This window comes from Azospirillum sp. TSH58, assembly GCF_003119115.1.
Taxonomy (GTDB): domain Bacteria; phylum Pseudomonadota; class Alphaproteobacteria; order Azospirillales; family Azospirillaceae; genus Azospirillum.
In genome coordinates, this window is sequence record NZ_CP022367.1 from 217,289 (window position 1) to 232,439 (window position 15,151).

The 15,151-nt window shown below is 68.8% G+C and carries 17 protein-coding genes and 1 tRNA gene; 6 read left to right on the forward strand and 12 right to left on the reverse strand.

The genetic code is table 11. The features are described from left to right. Positions 1-25 precede the first annotated feature (25 nt). From tatC to TSH58p_RS22650, 11 genes are all read right to left on the reverse strand, one after another. On the reverse strand, positions 26-829 hold the full coding sequence (gene tatC / locus TSH58p_RS22600; protein ID WP_109072624.1) for a twin-arginine translocase subunit TatC: 804 nt from the start codon (positions 827-829) through the stop codon (positions 26-28). Positions 830-851: 22 nt separating this feature from the next. After that, positions 852-1,433, reverse strand: coding sequence for a Sec-independent protein translocase protein TatB (gene tatB / locus TSH58p_RS22605; protein WP_109072623.1), 582 nt, complete (start codon positions 1,431-1,433; stop codon positions 852-854). Between the two features lie 48 nt (positions 1,434-1,481). Next, positions 1,482-1,760 carry a twin-arginine translocase TatA/TatE family subunit gene (locus TSH58p_RS22610; protein ID WP_109072622.1) on the reverse strand — a complete coding sequence of 93 codons (279 nt, stop codon included), beginning with the start codon at positions 1,758-1,760 and terminating at the stop codon, positions 1,482-1,484. Between the two features lie 99 nt (positions 1,761-1,859). Further along, a complete protein-coding gene (locus TSH58p_RS22615) occupies positions 1,860-3,170 on the reverse strand; it encodes an ABC transporter ATP-binding protein (protein WP_109072621.1) in 1,311 nt (436 codons plus the stop codon). 108 nt (positions 3,171-3,278) lie between these two features. After that, a complete protein-coding gene (scpB, locus tag TSH58p_RS22620; protein WP_109072620.1) occupies positions 3,279-3,932 on the reverse strand; it encodes an SMC-Scp complex subunit ScpB in 654 nt (217 codons plus the stop codon). After that, the gene (locus tag TSH58p_RS22625) at positions 3,929-4,744 is read right to left on the reverse strand and encodes a ScpA family protein (RefSeq protein ID WP_109072619.1); all 816 of its coding nucleotides are present in this window, start codon (positions 4,742-4,744) and stop codon (positions 3,929-3,931) included. Before TSH58p_RS22625 ends, scpB begins: the two co-directional genes overlap by 4 nt. 4 nt (positions 4,745-4,748) lie before the next feature. Continuing rightward, positions 4,749-5,435 (reverse strand): site-2 protease family protein, encoded by a 687-nt coding sequence (locus TSH58p_RS22630; RefSeq protein ID WP_109072618.1) that lies wholly within the window; start codon positions 5,433-5,435, stop codon positions 4,749-4,751. Between the two features lie 70 nt (positions 5,436-5,505). Then, positions 5,506-6,585, reverse strand: a complete 1,080-nt coding sequence (gene nagZ / locus TSH58p_RS22635; RefSeq protein ID WP_247895557.1) for a beta-N-acetylhexosaminidase — start codon at positions 6,583-6,585, stop codon at positions 5,506-5,508. Beyond that, entirely contained in the window at positions 6,572-7,525 is a 954-nt protein-coding gene (locus TSH58p_RS22640; protein WP_109469426.1) for an SPOR domain-containing protein, read from the reverse strand. Before TSH58p_RS22640 ends, nagZ begins: the two co-directional genes overlap by 14 nt. Continuing rightward, on the reverse strand, positions 7,522-9,282 hold the full coding sequence (argS, locus tag TSH58p_RS22645; RefSeq protein WP_109469427.1) for an arginine--tRNA ligase: 1,761 nt from the start codon (positions 9,280-9,282) through the stop codon (positions 7,522-7,524). Before argS ends, TSH58p_RS22640 begins: the two co-directional genes overlap by 4 nt. A gap of 46 nt (positions 9,283-9,328) precedes the next feature. Next, the gene (locus TSH58p_RS22650) at positions 9,329-10,531 is read right to left on the reverse strand and encodes a deoxyguanosinetriphosphate triphosphohydrolase (RefSeq protein ID WP_109469428.1); all 1,203 of its coding nucleotides are present in this window, start codon (positions 10,529-10,531) and stop codon (positions 9,329-9,331) included. Positions 10,532-10,749: 218 nt separating this feature from the next. On the opposite strand from TSH58p_RS22650, the gene erpA reads away from it, so the two are divergent. From erpA to TSH58p_RS22680, 6 genes are all read left to right on the forward strand, one after another. Then, a complete protein-coding gene (erpA, locus tag TSH58p_RS22655; RefSeq protein ID WP_040134010.1) occupies positions 10,750-11,118 on the forward strand; it encodes an iron-sulfur cluster insertion protein ErpA in 369 nt (122 codons plus the stop codon). Between the two features lie 46 nt (positions 11,119-11,164). After that, positions 11,165-11,950 carry an exodeoxyribonuclease III gene (locus TSH58p_RS22660; protein ID WP_109469429.1) on the forward strand — a complete coding sequence of 262 codons (786 nt, stop codon included), beginning with the start codon at positions 11,165-11,167 and terminating at the stop codon, positions 11,948-11,950. Positions 11,951-12,023: 73 nt separating this feature from the next. After that, complete coding sequence (locus TSH58p_RS22665; RefSeq protein WP_109469430.1) at positions 12,024-12,596, forward strand: hypothetical protein; 573 nt, start codon at positions 12,024-12,026, stop codon at positions 12,594-12,596. 206 nt (positions 12,597-12,802) lie between these two features. Continuing rightward, positions 12,803-12,892, forward strand: a tRNA-Ser gene (locus tag TSH58p_RS22670). A 724-nt stretch (positions 12,893-13,616) separates the two neighbouring features. Then, positions 13,617-14,012: a hypothetical protein gene (locus tag TSH58p_RS22675; RefSeq protein WP_109469431.1), complete on the forward strand. Its 396-nt coding sequence runs from the start codon at positions 13,617-13,619 to the stop codon at positions 14,010-14,012. Between the two features lie 107 nt (positions 14,013-14,119). Next, positions 14,120-14,479 carry a KilA-N domain-containing protein gene (locus TSH58p_RS22680; RefSeq protein WP_109469432.1) on the forward strand — a complete coding sequence of 120 codons (360 nt, stop codon included), beginning with the start codon at positions 14,120-14,122 and terminating at the stop codon, positions 14,477-14,479. Positions 14,480-14,748: 269 nt separating this feature from the next. Here TSH58p_RS22680 and TSH58p_RS22685 read toward each other — a convergent pair whose 3' ends face one another. Continuing rightward, positions 14,749-15,048 (reverse strand): hypothetical protein, encoded by a 300-nt coding sequence (locus TSH58p_RS22685; RefSeq protein ID WP_109469433.1) that lies wholly within the window; start codon positions 15,046-15,048, stop codon positions 14,749-14,751. Positions 15,049-15,151 lie beyond the last annotated feature (103 nt).

Sequence of the window (15,151 nt, forward strand, 5' to 3'; positions counted from 1 at the left end):
ACCTGCGGGGTAAGGGCGGAGCGGCTTAGGCCTGCTCCGCCTCCGTCTCGTCCGCGTCGCCGCGCGTCTTCTCGATGCGGCGGCCGATCAGGATCGACACCTCGTAGAGCGCCAGCAGCGGGATGGCGAGGCCGACTTGGCTGATGACGTCCGGCGGGGTCAGGATCGCCGCGACGATGAACACGAACACGATGGCGTAGCGCCGCTTGGCGGCCAGGGTCTCCGTGGTCAGCAGCCCGGCGCGGATCAGCAGGGTCAACAGGACCGGAAGCTGGAAGGCCAGACCGAAGGCGAAGATCAGGTGCATCACGAGGCCGAGATACTCGCTGACGCGGGCCTCGAACTCGATCGGCAGGGCGCCGGCGTCCATCCCCGGGTGGAACTCGAACCCCAGGAAGAAGCGCCACGCCAGCGGAAAGATGAAGTAGTAGACCATCGCCCCGCCCAGGAAGAACAGGATCGGGGTGGCCACCAGGAAAGGCAGGAAGGCCTTGCGCTCGTGCTTGTAGAGGCCGGGCGCGACGAACATCCAGATCTGGCTGGCGACGATGGGGAAGGACAGGAAGCAGCCGGCCCAGAAGGCCACCTTCACATAGGTGAAGAAGGCTTCGGTCAGGCCGGTGTAGATCATCCGCCGCCCCTGCCCGGCCAGGATGTCGGCCAGGGGCTGGACCAGGAAGTTGTAGATGCGGTCCGAGAAGGCGTAGCAGACGAAGAAGGCGACGATGATCGCCAGCGTCGCGTACATCAGCCGGTTGCGCAGCTCGACCAGATGGTCGATCAGCGGCATCTTGCTTTCTTCGAGCTCGTCGTCGGAGTCGCCGGTCATGCGCGTTTCGCCGGACACTGGGTCACGCCTGCTTGTTCGTGGTTGCCGCCGCAGCGGAATCGGCGGAGGCCGGAACCGGCGGCTGGGCCGGGGCCGGGACGAATTCCGCGGGCGGAGCCGGGGGAAGCGGGGCCGTGACCGGCGGTTCGGTCGCCGGCTGCGGCTGGGCCGCCATCACCTGCGGCGAACCGACGGGAGGCGTCGGGGAGGCAACCGCCGGGGACGCGGCCGTCGGAGAAGCGACCGTCGGAGAAGCGACCGTCGGGGCCGGGCCATCCTCTGGCGGGCTGCCGTGATAGCCGCTGGCCCCGAGGTCGGCCCCCATGTCGAAGGCGCCCTTCAGATCCCCCTTCGGATCGATCGTGTTCTCGACCATCTTCTGGAGGTTCGTGTCGCGGACCTTCAGGGCCTCCTTGCGAAGCTCGTCAAGCTCCGCCTCGCGCATCATGTCGTCGATGTGGCCCTGGAAATCGCGCGCGACGACGCGCGCCTTCTTCACCCATTTTCCCAGGGTGTAGATGGCCTTGGGCAGGTCCTTCGGGCCGATCACCACAAGGGCGATGACCGCGATGACCATCAGTTCCGACCATGCAATGTCGAACATGGCTCCTCAGCCTTTCGAAGCGGCGCGGGGATGACGGGCGCCGGACGGTCAGGTGCGGGCCGTCTCGTCCTTCTTCACGCCGGAGTCGGGAGCGGGCGAAACCGGATGGACCGAGGACACCGGCTGGGCCGGCGGGACCGGCTGGTTCGGCAGGACCTTGGAATCGGCGCCGGGAGCAGCGCCCTCTTCCTCGTCCTTCAGGCCGGCCTTGAAGTTCTTGATGCCCTTGGCGAGGTCGCCCATGACCTTCGGCAGCTTGCCGGCGCCGAACAGGAGCAGGACGATCAGAAGGACGATGACCCAATGCCAGACGCTGGAGAATCCCATGACACACGTTTCCTGAACAGGCAGCCCAATGGCGGGGCGGCACTATGGCAGAAAGGTTCCCCTCCCGCAACGATCGGTCGGGCGAAACCGCTCAAACGACTAAGTGGGTGCACCGGCTGGAAAAACGAAGGCCTGACACAGGTCCATGCACACCGAAACGTGAGTTTGTTCGGCGGGCAGGAACTGGCCCGGCATGCGGGAGTGCAGATGCACCGACCCGCCCTTCCCGTCCGGCACGTCGAGATGGACCAGACTGGTGCGGCCCAGCAGGCGCGCCGCCATCACCCGCGCCAGAACCGGCAGGTCCCCGGCGGGAACCGTGGCGGCGGGCTGGGCGGACAGCTTCAGCGCCTCCGGGCGGATCAGCACGTCGACGGCGGTGCCGTCGGCGATCTCCGTGGGGATCGGACCGACCGGCGTGTCCACCGCCCCGTCCCGCACGACGCCCGCCAGCCGGTTGACCTCGCCGAAGAATTCGGCGGCGAAGGCGTTGACCGGGCGGGTGTAGAGGTCCACCGGGTTGCCGACCTGCACGACCTTGCCGGCGCGCATCAGCGCGATGCGGTCGGCCAGGAACATGGCCTCCTCCGGGTCGTGGGTGACCAGCATGGTCGCCGCGCCGTTCTGCTTCAGCACATGCAGCGTCTCGTCGCGCACCTGCTCGCGCAGCCGGGCGTCCAGGCCCGAGAAGGGTTCGTCGAGAAGCAGCACCGCCGGGTTCGGGGCGAGCGCGCGGGCGAGCGCCACGCGCTGCTGCTGGCCGCCGGACAGGTGGTGCGGAAAGGAGTCGGCGTAGCCGGCCATGCCGACCTGCCCCAATGTCTCCAGCGCGCGCTTGCGCTGCGCCTCGCCGGACAGGGCGGTCAGGCCGAAACGCACGTTGTCGAGCACCGACAGATGCGGGAACAGCGCGTAATCCTGAAAGACGAGGCCGACGCCGCGGCGTTCCGGCGGGACCGCGCCGCGTTCGTCCGCCACCACCGTGCCGCCGATCCGGACGGAGCCGGTCTGCACCGCCTCCAGCCCCGCCGCGATGCGCAGCAGCGAGGACTTGCCGCAGCCCGACGGCCCGCACAGGCAGACGATCTCCCCCGCCCCGATGGTCACGCTGACGTCGTTCACGGCGACGACGCGCCCGTAACGGTGGGTGACGCCGTTCAGCGCCAGGGCCTCCACCGCGATGGCGGCGCCGCCGCCCTGGGGACCGGAGGCGTCGAGATGCCGCCCGTTGGCCGGCAGCGTGACCGGCGCGGCCTCGCAGGGCGCCCCCTCCCGCGGGTCGGTCCCGCGGCTGAACAGGGCCGACGCCTTGTCCCGCAGCGCGGTGCGCAGGCGGGCCGGGCGCGGTTCGGAAACGGCGTCTCCGGCGGCGGAGAGAGAACGGGCATCGGTGACGGACGGACGATCCATGGCGGTCCCAGTCTGAAGCGGCCCGGGGGTCGTTTGATGGCGGTCGATTGACCTTAGTACCGGCGCGCCGACCCTGATGCAAATGGTTCTTATTTTCGAGCGTTTCGCTCAGGTATCGGAATCGTCAGTGTTTTCCGATGGTTCCGCGTCCTCCAGACCGGCTCCGCCGATGCCCAGCAGCACGGGCCGCGAATCGAGCAGTCCGGCGGCGCGCAGGTCTTCCACCCCCGGCAGGTCGCGCAGGGTTTCCAGGCCGAAATGGTCCAGGAAATGGTCGGTGGTGATCCAGGTCAGCGGGCGGCCCGGCGTCTCGCGGCGGCGGCCCGGCCGGATCCAGCCGTTCTCCATCAGGATGTCCAGCGTGCCCTTGCTGGTCGCCACGCCGCGGATCGCCTCGATCTCGGCGCGGGTCACCGGCTGGTGGTAGGCGATGATCGCCAGCGTCTCGATGGCGGCGCGGGACAGCTTCTTGGAGACCTCCTCCTCCTGCCGCAGCAGCGGGGCGAGGTCCACCGCCGTACGGAAGGACCAGCCGGCGCCGGTGCGGATCAGGTTCACGCCGCGCGCCGCGTAATGGACGCGCAATTCCTCCAGCAGCGCCCGGACGTCGGCGTCGCGGGTCAGCCGCCGGCCCAGCGTCTCCTCGTCCAGCGGGTCGGCGGAGGCGAACAGCAGCGCCTCCAGCAGCCGCAGATCGCGCAGCCGCTGCTCGACCTCCTCCGGGTTGTCGATCTCCTGGATCATGCCGTCGGGACCGCTCATTCCTCGTCGCCCTGTTCATGCTGGTGCTCATGCCGGCGCGATGCCCGGCGGACGTAGATGGGGGAAAAGGCGCCGTCCTGGCGAAGCTCCACCCGCCCCGCCTTGGCCAGCTCCAGCGTCGCCGCGAAGTGGGCGGCCAGCGCCGAGCGGGTCAGCAGGCCGCCGCGCACGCCGTCCGGCAGGAAGCTCGACAGCGTGGCCCAGTCCGGCATGCGGCCCAGCAACTCGGACAGGCGGCGGACCGCGTCCTCCAGCGAATAGAGGCGCACCGGCTCGATGTGCAGGACGCCGCCCTCCTGCCGCTTCCTGTGTTCGCCATAGGCCTTCAGCAGATCGTAGAGGGTGACCTGGAAGACCGACTTGCGCAGGATGTCGAGGTCCTCCGGCGCGCCGCGGGCGAAGCGGTCCACCCCGAGCTGCGGCCGGGCGAACAGCTTGGCCGCCGCCGCCTTCATCGCCTCCAGCCGCTGGAGCTGGAAGGCCAGCGCCGCCGCCATGTCCTCGCCCGACGGCTCCTCGTCCTCGACCTCCGGGATCAGCAGGCGGGACTTCAGGTAGGCCAGCCACGCCGCCATGACGAGATAGTCCGCCGCCAGCTCCAGCCGCACCTTCCGTGCCTCGGCGATGAAGGCGAGATACTGGTCGGCGAGCTGGAGGATGGAGATCTTCGTCAGGTCCACCTTCTGCTCGCGCCCCAGCGCCAGCAGCATGTCGAGCGGCCCCTCGAACCCGTCCAGAACGAGGACGAGCTGTTCCGCCGGGCTGACCGCCGCGGCCTCGTCCTCGCGATCCGGGGGTTTCCTGCCGACCATGCCGTCAGTTGCCGCTGAGGATGCGGATCAGCTCGATCATGTAGTCGACCGGCGGGCCGAGCACCCAGGAGAAGACGCTGAGGTCCATGCCGAGCTCCCGCCCGATGAAGGGCAGCAGGAAGAAGGCGCCGATCAGGATCAGCATGCCGTACTTCTCCAGACGGGCCAGCGGGAAGGCCAGCGCGTCGGGCAGGATGCCGACCGCCACGCGCCCGCCGTCGAGCGGCGGCAGCGGGATCATGTTGAACACCATCAGCACGACGTTGACCAGGACCGACACCTCCAGCGCGGCGCGGACCCACATCTCCGTCGCCCCGCCCTGCGGGCTGGTGAAGCCCCAGATGATGGCGGAGACCAGAGCCAGCACGAAATTCACCCCCGGCCCGGCCAGCGCCACCCACACCATGTCGCGGCGCGGGTGATGCAGGCGCCCGAAGTTCACCGGGACCGGCTTGGCCCAGCCGAAGACGAAGCCTGTGGTGAAATACATCACCGCCGGCAGCACCACCGTGCCCAACGGGTCGATGTGGCGGAGCGGGTTGAGCGTCACCCGGCCCAGCCGCCACGCCGTGTCGTCGCCGCGCCACATCGCCACGAATCCGTGCGCCGCCTCGTGCATCGTGATGGCGAGGATCGCGGGGATGGCGACCGCGAAGATCATCGGTATGCGGTCGATCAGACCTTCCAGCACGCCCGTTTCTCCCGTTATGCCCCCCGGACCCGTCCGGGAAGCCTGAGCATGGCCTTGAACCCGGCCGGCCTTAAACTTGGGGAGTTCCCAGCAGTTCCGCCAGACGCGCCCGCAGGCCGTCGGCGTCCACCGGCTGCGCCGGGCCGCGCAGCGCCTCGGCCCGCGCCCAGCGGCGGACGGCCTCCCCGCTCATCGCCGGAACGCCCTCGGCCACCGCCGCCATCTCCTCCATCACGCCGTTGCAATGGAGCACGATGTCCAGCCCCGCCGCCAGAACCGCCTCCGCCCGGCCGCGCATGCCGCCGGCCAGAGCGCCCATCGACAGGTCGTCGCTGAACAGCAGTCCGCCGAAGCCGATGGGGGCGCCGCGCACCACGTCGCGCACCACGATGGCCGAGGTGCTGGCGGGCTGGTCCGGGTCGATGGCTTTCATCACCACATGGGCGACCATGCCCAGCGGCATGTCGGCCAGGGCGCGGAAGGGTGCGAAGTCGGTGGCCTCCAGCGCCTCGCGCGGGGCGTCCACCACCGGCAGTTCGGCGTGGCTGTCGGTGAAGGCCCGGCCATGGCCGGGCAGATGCTTGACGACCGGAAGCACGCCGCCGGCCATCAGCCCCTCGCAGGTCGCCCGAGCCAGATCGGCCACGCGGGCCGGGTCGCCGCAGAAGGCGCGGTCACCGATGATGTCGTGGGCGCCCTCCACCGGCACGTCGCAGACCGGGGCGCAATCCACCGTCACGCCGCAATCCGCCAGCATCAGCGCCAGCAGCCGGGCGTTGATCCGGGCGGCCTCCCGCCCGGCGGCGGCGTCGCGGGCCGCAAGGTCGCCGAAGGCGCGCATCGGCGGAAAGGCCGGCCAGTGCGGCGGGCGCATGCGGGCCACCCGCCCGCCCTCCTGGTCGATCAGCACCGGCGCGTCGGCGCGGCCGACCGCCGCGCGCATCTCCGCCACCAGAGCGCGGACCTGCTCCGGCGTGTCGCAGTTGCGCCGGAACAGAATGAATCCCAGCGGATCGGCGTCACGGAAGAAGGCGCGCTCGTCCGCGGTCAGGGCGGTGCCGGCGGCGCCGAACACCACGGCGCGATGGGCCGCGCGGTGGGAGGCTGGCGCGGCGTGGGGGTTCGGCAGGGCCGGATCAGGGACGGACAACCACACACCCCACATTCTGGGATTTGAGCTGGGCGCAGACCGACTTGGCGCGCTCCTCGTCGAGGCCGACGCCCTGGATGCGGTAGAAGATGCCCTTCTCACCCAGATCGGCCTTGGCGACCTGCATCGACAGCCCGCCGAGCGCCGCGCCGTAGCGGCTGGTCAGACGCTTCCATTCCGTCGAGGCCTCGGCCTCACTGCGCACCGCAGCGAGCTGGACGCGCCAGTTCCCACCGTTCGACGCCTTGGCCGGGGCCGGGGCCGGGGCCAGAGCGGGCGCCGGGGCGGGCGCCGGCTGCGGGGCCGGGGCGGCGGCCACCGGCGGCGCGGGCGGCGGCTTGGGCGCCGCGGCGGGCGGCGCCGGAGCCGGCTTGGCAGCGGGCGGAGGGGCCGCCTTGGGGGCCGGAGTCGCCGGCACCGGGGCCGGAAGGGCGGCGACGGCGGGCGGCGGGGCCGGAGCGGCGGCGGGCGGCGGTGCCCCCTCCCCGTCCTGGCGCGGCACCGTGGTGGTGGAGCCCGGCGGGGGCGGCGGAAGCTGGGCCACCGCCGGCGCCTCCGGCAGGGTCGGCGACGGCGGGACCTGGGGCGCCACGACCGGGCGCGGCAGAGGCTCCTCCGGCGGCGGCAGCAGACGCTCGATCTGCGACTTCGACCCGCGGTCGTTCAGCCGCTCGTAGACCAGCTTGTCCTGGTGCGGCACTTCCATGCCGCCCGGCTGCTCCGGGCGGGCCTTGGTCGGCGCGCTGTCGGCCATCAGCAGCGGCGGAGCGCCGTCCGGCGTGCCGCGGCTGCCGCCGCCATAGACCACGACGATCGCGCCGGCGAAGGCCACGATGCCGACCACCGCCAGACCGAGGCCGAGCAGACCGCGCCGACCTCCCCGCTGCGGCGGCGTGCCGTAGGGATCGCTGGCGTGGTTGACATCGCCCTCATACCTCATGACCGCAATTCCTCCACCGGCTCCACGCCCATCACGGCGAGGCCGGAGGCGATCACCGTGGCGACCGCGCTGATCAGCGCCAGACGGGCCACCGTCACCTCCTCGTCGCCGTCGATCAGGAAGCGCAGGCTGGTGTCGTCGCGCCCCTTGTTCCACAGGGCGTGGAAGTCGCTGGCGAGGTCGTAGAGGTAGAAGGCCACGCGGTGCGGCTCATGCGCCTCGGCGGCGGACTCGACCAGACGCGGCCAGGTCGCCATGCGCTTGGCGAGCGCCATCTCCTCCTCGCTGTCGAGGCGGGCGAGGTTGGCCCGGGCGGCCAGCGCCGCCAGCGACAGGTCGGCCCCCGGCAGCGCCGTCGCCGCGTGGCGCAGGACCGAGCGGCAGCGGGCGTGGGCGTACTGCACGTAGAAGACCGGGTTGTCCTTCGACTGCTCGACGACCTTGGCGAAGTCGAAGTCCAGGGTCTGGTCGTTGCGCCGGGTCAGCATGATGAAGCGGACGACGTCGCGGCCGACCTCCTCGATCACGTCGCGCAGCGTCACGAAGGTGCCCGCGCGCTTGGACATCTTCACCGGCTCGCCGTTCTTCATCAGATGCACGAGCTGGCACAGCTTCACGTCCAGCGACGCCTTGCCCTCGGTGATCGCCGTGGTCGCCGCCTGCATGCGCTTGACGTAGCCGCCGTGGTCGGCGCCCCACACGTCGATCTGCAGGTCGAAGCCGCGGCGGTGCTTGTCGTAGTGGTAGGCGATGTCGTTGGAGAAGTAGGTGAAGGAGCCGTCCGACTTCTTCAGCGGGCGGTCGACGTCGTCGCCGAAGTCGGTGGACTTGAACAGGGTCTGCGGACGCGGCTCCCAATCGTCGGGCTTCTTGCCCTTCGGCGGCTCCAGCACCCCGACATAGATCAGGCCGCGGTCCTCCAGCGCCTTCAGCGCCGTGTCCACCGCACCGGCCTTCACCAGCGCGCGTTCGGAGCTGTAGACGTCCATGCGGACGCCGAGGACGCCGAGATCCTCCTTGATCCATTCCATGATGGTGGCGATGGCGAAGTCGCGGCAGGCGGGCAGCCACTCGGCCTCGTCCGCGCCGACCCATTTGTTGCCGTCGCGCTCGGCCAGGGCCTGCCCGACCTCCTTCAGATACTCGCCCGGATAGAGGCCCGCCGGGATCTCGCCGATGTCCTCGCCCAGCGCCTCGCGGTAGCGCAGGAAGGTGGAGCGGCCCAGCACGTCGACCTGGGCGCCGGCGTCGTTGATGTAATATTCGCGGGAGACGGCGTAGCCCGCCTTCTCCAGCAGGGCGGCCAGCGCGTCGCCGAAGACGGCGCCGCGGCCATGGGCCGCGTGCAGCGGGCCGGTGGGGTTGGCCGACACATACTCGACGTTCACCGGACGCTTGCCGCCCAGCGTGCTCTCGCCATAGGCGGTGCCGGCGGTCAGCACGTCGCGGATGCGGTCGCGCCAGACGTCGGCGGACAGGCGCAGATTCACGAAGCCCGGACCGGCGATCTCGGCGCTCGCCACGTCGGGGCGGGTCTTCAGCTTCGCCACCAGCAGCTCGGCCAGCGCGCGGGGCGGCTTGCCCGCCGGCTTGGCCAGGATCATCGCCGCGTTGGTCGACAGGTCGCCGTGCGCCGCCTCGCGCGGCGGCTCGACCGTCAGGCGCGCGGTGTCGAGCCCCGCCGGGATCTGGCCCTCGGCGGCCAGCTCGTCCAGCAGCTTGCGGATGTCGTTCTCGAAGACCTTGAAGATGTTCATCGTTTCAATTCTTGCTTTAGGTCTGGGCCGTTTAGGTCTTAGCCGTTTAAGTCTTGGCGTCCATGTCGAACAGGCGGGTGTATTCGGCGAGCGCGTAGCGGTCGGTCATCCCGGCGATGTAGTCGGCGACCAGCCGCGCCAGCACCGTCCGATCCCCGTGCCCTCCCTGTCTGGCGACATCCTCCTGCCATTGCGTCGGCAGGGTGTTCGGCTCGGCCATGAACAGGTCGAACAGGGCGGTGACCACCCGCTTGCATTTGCTCATTTCCCGGTTCACCCGGTAATGGCGGTACATGCGCTGTTTCAGGAAGGCGCGCAAGGGCCGCTGCGCCTCGAACATCGCCGGTGAGAAGCTGACGACCGCTTCCGGCAGGGCGCGCAACTCGGCGGCGCTGCCGGGGCGGTGACGGTCCAGCCGCTCCCGCGTCTCGGCCAGCAGGTCGACGATCATGTTGTTGATCATCCGCCGGATCGTCTCGTGGATCAGGCGGGACCGCTCCAGCCCCGGATAGCGGTCGCAGACCTGCCGCACCACCGGGCCGACCAGCGGCAGCTCCGCCACTTCGTCCACCGTGAACAGGCCGGCGCGCAGCCCGTCGTCGATGTCGTGGTTGTTGTAGGCGATGTCGTCGGCCAGGGCCGCCACCTGCGCCTCGGCGCCCGGGTTGGTGTGAAGCTCCAGGTCCCAACGCTCCTGGAAGGCGGCCAGCGTCGTCGGCAGCCGGGCGCTGCCATCACCGAGCGGCAGAAGCGGGCCGTTGTGCTTGACCACGCCCTCCAGCGCTTCCCAGGTCAGGTTCAGCCCGTCGAAGTCGGCGTAGCGACGCTCCAGCATCGTCAGGATGCGCAGCGTCTGGTCGTTGTGGGCAAAACCGCCGTAAGGCGCCATGCAGGCGTCGAGCGCGTCCTCCCCGGCATGGCCGAAGGGGGTGTGGCCGAGATCGTGGGCGAGCGCCACCGCCTCCGCAAGATCCTCGTTCAGCCCCAACGCGCGGCTGATCGAGCGGGCGATCTGCGCCACCTCCAGGCTGTGGGTCAGGCGCGTCCGGAAATAATCGCCCTCGTGATAGACGAAGACCTGCGTCTTGTATTTCAGCTTGCGGAAGGCGCCGGAATGCACGATGCGGTCGCGGTCGCGCTGGTAGCACGAGCGCGTCGGGCTTTCCGGCTCCGGGAACAGCCGGCCGCGCGTCTGTGCGGGGTCGCAGCCATAGGGCGCCGGGCGATCCTGGAAGAAGTCCGCCGTCATGGCGCGGACACTACCGACGCAAACCGCGCTGTGCAACGGCGAAGGCGGAGACCCGCCGAGACATCGGGCAGCCGCGTCAGGCATTCGGGCGCAGGCAAACCGCAGGTCAGGCATGAGAGGACCGGACATGCCTTTGACGAAAGGCGGACGCACCCTTACATTCGTCATCGTGTCGTCTGTCCCGCGAAACACCCCCGCGAAACACCGAGGTCCGTCCCATGCCCGACACCGCCCTTCCCGCCACCGCGCAAGAGGGTGCGCGCGTTCTGACCGTGTCCGACAGCGCCGCCAAGCGCGTCGCCTTCCTCATCGAACATGAGGGCGACCCGGCCCTGATGCTGCGCCTGACCGTGTCGGGCGGCGGCTGCTCCGGCTTCCAGTACGGCTTCGCCTTCGACGCCACGGCGAACGAGGACGACCATGTGTTCGAGAAGAACGGCGTGAAGGTCGTCACCGACGACGTTTCGCTGGACCTGCTGGCCGGCTCCACCCTCGACTATGTCGAGGACCTGATGGGGGCCGCCTTCCAGATCAAGAACCCGAACGCCACGGCCTCCTGCGGCTGCGGCAACTCCTTCGCCGCCTGACGGTTCCTTTTCGCCCCTGGCCTTTGCCGAACAAGAAGAACACGACGTGAAGATCGCCACCTGGAACGTCAATTCGGCGAAGGCCCGCCTTCCGCTGATCACCGACTGGCTGCGCGCGGAGTCCCCGGACGTCGCGCTGCTCCAGGAAATCAAGTGCGAGACCGCGGCCTTCCCCCGCGCCGCCTTCGAGGATCTCGGCTATCACGTCACGCCGGTGGGGCAGAAGTCCTACAACGGCGTGGCGTTCCTCTCCAAGGCGCCGCATGAGGATGTGCTGACCCGCCTGCCCGGCGAGCCGGAGGACGAGCAGGCCCGCTACGTCGAGGCCACGGTGGGCGGCGTGCGCATCGCCTCGCTCTATCTGCCCAACGGCAACCCCATCGGGACGGAAAAGTTCGCCTACAAGCTCCGCTGGATGGACCGGCTGCACGCCCACACCCGCGGTCTGCTGGCGCAGGAAGTCCCCTTCGTGCTGGGCGGCGACTACAACATCATTCCGGAGCCGCGCGACGTCTTCGACCCGGTGGCCTTCGCCGGCGACGCCCTGTTCCAGCCGGAATCGCGGGCGAAGTTCCGCGCCCTGCTGAATCTGGGCCTGACCGAAGCCTACCGCGCCCTGCACGACGACGACCACGCCTACACCTTCTGGGACTATCAGGCGGGCTGCTGGCCGCGCGATCTGGGGTTGCGCATCGATCACTTCCTGCTGTCCCCGCAGGCCGCCGATCGTCTGGTGGAGTGCCGGATCGACCGCCGCCCGCGCGGTGCGGAAAAAGCGTCCGACCACACGCCCGTCCTGCTCGACCTGCGCGACGGGTCAGACATTTCTTAAATTTTTTCACGCATCCTCAAGGCCGACTCGGAAACCGAGCGAGCGTCCACCCGCGGGGAGAGGCGGCAAGACGATGGTCTGGGGACAGGACACCGGCCGCAGAGCGATTGAAGAACTGCTGACGGCCATCGAGCAGCAGGCTGGCGAGGCCGTCGCTCTGGGCGCGCGGGCTCAGCGCGACATCCAGGAGGACCGCTTCTCCTCCTTCCTCGGCTTCCGCCGGAAGGTGGAGGAGGTCCGCGCCCTCGTCGCGCTGACGGAAGAGCGCCTGACGACCGTAAACACGTTCAAGCTGGCCGACCTGCGCACGGAGTTCGAGCGGATCGATCTTCTGCTGACCGGCCTGCTGGCCCGCTCCACCCGGAACTATTTCGAGCGCATGCGGGACGATCAGGCGCTTCCCATCGGCGCCCGCGAATTGTTCGAGCCGGAATTGAAGATCATCGAGGAGATGCGCACCAAACTGGACCGCCCGCATTACGCGGGCCGCGTCTCGGCCACGGTGATCGAGGATCTGGAAGCGACCGGCGTCATGATTCGCAAGGTCATCAGCCGCGCCCCCAGCCTGCCGGATTTTTCAGACTCCCCGACGCCCCCGAAGCCGACGAAACGGTTGTCGAACCTGGGCCGCCCGATCCGCATGTGAGGCGCCCGCCTTGAACCGAGGCGGTTCATGAGCGACGGGGATCAAAAGCGAGTTGACCGATGAACGGTGACGCGGCATGTTCGCCCCGCTTCTGATCTCGGGCAAGGTGGGTGCCGATAACTGGCGCTGGTTTTGGGGATCGGAGTGGGGAGCAAGATAATTTGATTCCCAGGCCTCCAAGGGGTAAACCCTTGAAAGCGTTGATTGGATGGGTGGCCGAGCGGTTTAAGGCTCCAGTCTTGAAAACTGGCGTGGGGGCAACCCCACCGTGGGTTCGAATCCCACCCCATCCGCCACAAATTTAGCCCAAGCAATTGATTTACTTGGGATTTTTCGTTTCTATGGCGCGCATATCCCACAGTTTACCCCACATTTCTTGATGGATTGACGCCGCTGTTGGTGGACGGTGGCGGATGAATGATCCGGGCCGCCGAACTCCGCCCAGAACCCACCCCTCTACAGATCTGACCGCCGACACCAGCGGCACCCCCGCTGCGCACGGGTCCGAGTAGTCAACACCGGCAGGAGGAGCGGCCCAGCATCCGCATCGGGTTCAACCCCAGGCGTCAGGAGCAACCGATCGCATCATCCGCCTGTTGGCTTCATGAATGGCATTGGACGATGGGCTTCGCTGGCGACTTTCTCGCGCCGGCCGTTGCCATAGACCTCTTGGCTTGGCGGGACTACGAATCAGACCGCGTTCGGTGCCATGACTGACAATGGGATGCCCGCGCTGGCGGTTCTGGTCAGACGGCAGCGGGTGTGCGGGAGGCAAGACATGGTCGCAGGACGCTCCGATCTGTCCGGACTCCCCTTCTGGCCGCGCTGCCTGTCACGCGATCAGGCCGCCGCCTATGTCGGAGTTAGCCCGGGAAAGTTCGTTGCGGAGATACGAGCCGGTCTCTGGCCGGCTGGAGAGCATCGCAGTGGGCGTGTCCTATGGGATCGCAAGCTGCTCGACATCGCGCAGGATAGGCGGAGCGGGATCGCTGAATCGGCGGATGTGCCGGCTGAAAATCCATGGATGTAGATACCGCGCGAGGCCAAGCGCAGGGGCAAAATCGCAACGAGTTGTTGACCCCTTCGCTGGTGCAGGGGGAATTGCGCATCTTGGACGTGAGCCTCGCCGAACGGCTGGGGTTTGCGCAGCCGCGCGACATTCGCAAGCTGATCAAGCGGCATGAAACGGCGCTGAGCCAGCTCGGCACCGTTGCGCGCCACCGTGGCGCGCAACTCCGCGCCAACGGGGCCAGCCATGAGGTGGACGTCTTTCACCTCAACCGCAAACAGGCGATCTTCATCACGGCGAAGTCCGACACGCCGGCGGCGACGGAGACCTGTCCATCGGGTTTGGGTCCAAGCTGCTGGGTTCAGCGCTGGGAGCCATGCCCTCCGGCCGGATCGTTGCACGCCTGACGGACCGCGCGTCCCCCGTCGCGCTGTGGCCAGCCGGGACCGGGCCGGACGAGGCCGCGCTGCTGGCGCTGGTCATGCCGCAGCGGGTGTGAGGGAGGATTGACGCGATGACGAACATCACCCGCACCTTCAACGGGACACCGATCGGCCAGCGGGACGACGGCTACCTGAACGCCACGGCTATGTGCAAGGCGAATGGGAAGGAGTGGTCGGGATACGAGCGGAACGTGGGGACGGAAGAGTTCATCCGGGAGCTTTCCCTATCCCTGCAGATTTGCAGGGATAGCCTGATCGTCTCAAAGCCGGGGCGACCTGACCGCGGCGGGCGCCTGGGTCCGCCGAAATTCCGTTGTAGGGGTGTTTACCGCCACGGTGGCGGAAAGTCCCGCTTCGGCGTTCCACCATGGAACGCGGCAAACGCGTGGGTAGATGCGGAGAGGGTCAATCCCTCGGAAAGCCGAGGGTAACCCTCGCCAGCGAAAACGGGAATTCCCGCTATTGAGCAGAATCAAAGCCTCTCGCCGGCCGGCTTGCACAGCCTATCACCGCAAATCTGCAGGGACCCGCTCCACCGTGGAGAGGGTGCCCCTGGACGGTGGGCGGCGCGCCACATTCCAAAGTATTCGTGGGATGTGAATTTCCGAAGAGGCGCCCCCTGAATGGGGGAGGGGTACTCTCCACGACGGAGAGTGCCGGCGGAAGGTATGGAGATTTCCCCCATGCCCTCCGCCGGCCATCAGCGCACGGCTTTGTTGGCACGCCGCCGATTCCGCGCCTCACGGCGGATAGCTAGGTCATCCTCGTAAGCGCCACCTTCATCCAGGCCCGACAGCGCATCGGCGAAGCGGTCAATCAGGTGCCGGTCCCATGTGAGGCGCTTACCGGTTCCGCGGGGTATCCCGCGCGGCCAGATGCCGGCGGCAACCTCCTGGTCAAACATGCGGTCCGACACGCCAAGGTACGCCGCCGCCTGCTCTCGGCTGAGCATGCGAGGCCAGAAGGGGAGGCCGGCAAGATCGGAGCGCTTTGCCGTCATCTCAGACCGATGGTTAGCAAGTTAGCCGCCCTTCTGCTGGATCGGTCTGGTAAGGGGAGATGAGCCGCACCCCGGTCCGCCCGGACCTGCGCGCCAGGGTGTC

What these genes read in the sequence shown, in the direction of transcription:
- TSH58p_RS22615 (WP_109072621.1), bottom strand. Translation starts at nt 3,170, where the DNA reads ATGGATCGTCCGTCCGTCACCGATGCCCGTTCTCTCTCCGCCGCCGGA.
- TSH58p_RS22625 (WP_109072619.1), bottom strand. Translation starts at nt 4,744, where the DNA reads ATGGTCGGCAGGAAACCCCCGGATCGCGAGGACGAGGCCGCGGCGGTC.
- TSH58p_RS22665 (WP_109469430.1), top strand. Translation starts at nt 12,024, where the DNA reads ATGGTCTGGGGACAGGACACCGGCCGCAGAGCGATTGAAGAACTGCTG.
- tatC (WP_109072624.1), bottom strand. Translation starts at nt 829, where the DNA reads ATGACCGGCGACTCCGACGACGAGCTCGAAGAAAGCAAGATGCCGCTG.
- TSH58p_RS22680 (WP_109469432.1), top strand. Translation starts at nt 14,120, where the DNA reads ATGACGAACATCACCCGCACCTTCAACGGGACACCGATCGGCCAGCGG.
- argS (WP_109469427.1), bottom strand. Translation starts at nt 9,282, where the DNA reads ATGAACATCTTCAAGGTCTTCGAGAACGACATCCGCAAGCTGCTGGAC.
- TSH58p_RS22675 (WP_109469431.1), top strand. Translation starts at nt 13,617, where the DNA reads ATGGATGTAGATACCGCGCGAGGCCAAGCGCAGGGGCAAAATCGCAAC.
- TSH58p_RS22640 (WP_109469426.1), bottom strand. Translation starts at nt 7,525, where the DNA reads ATGAGGTATGAGGGCGATGTCAACCACGCCAGCGATCCCTACGGCACG.
- scpB (WP_109072620.1), bottom strand. Translation starts at nt 3,932, where the DNA reads ATGAGCGGTCCCGACGGCATGATCCAGGAGATCGACAACCCGGAGGAG.
- TSH58p_RS22610 (WP_109072622.1), bottom strand. Translation starts at nt 1,760, where the DNA reads ATGGGATTCTCCAGCGTCTGGCATTGGGTCATCGTCCTTCTGATCGTC.
- erpA (WP_040134010.1), top strand. Translation starts at nt 10,750, where the DNA reads ATGCCCGACACCGCCCTTCCCGCCACCGCGCAAGAGGGTGCGCGCGTT.
- TSH58p_RS22650 (WP_109469428.1), bottom strand. Translation starts at nt 10,531, where the DNA reads ATGACGGCGGACTTCTTCCAGGATCGCCCGGCGCCCTATGGCTGCGAC.
- TSH58p_RS22685 (WP_109469433.1), bottom strand. Translation starts at nt 15,048, where the DNA reads ATGACGGCAAAGCGCTCCGATCTTGCCGGCCTCCCCTTCTGGCCTCGC.
- tatB (WP_109072623.1), bottom strand. Translation starts at nt 1,433, where the DNA reads ATGTTCGACATTGCATGGTCGGAACTGATGGTCATCGCGGTCATCGCC.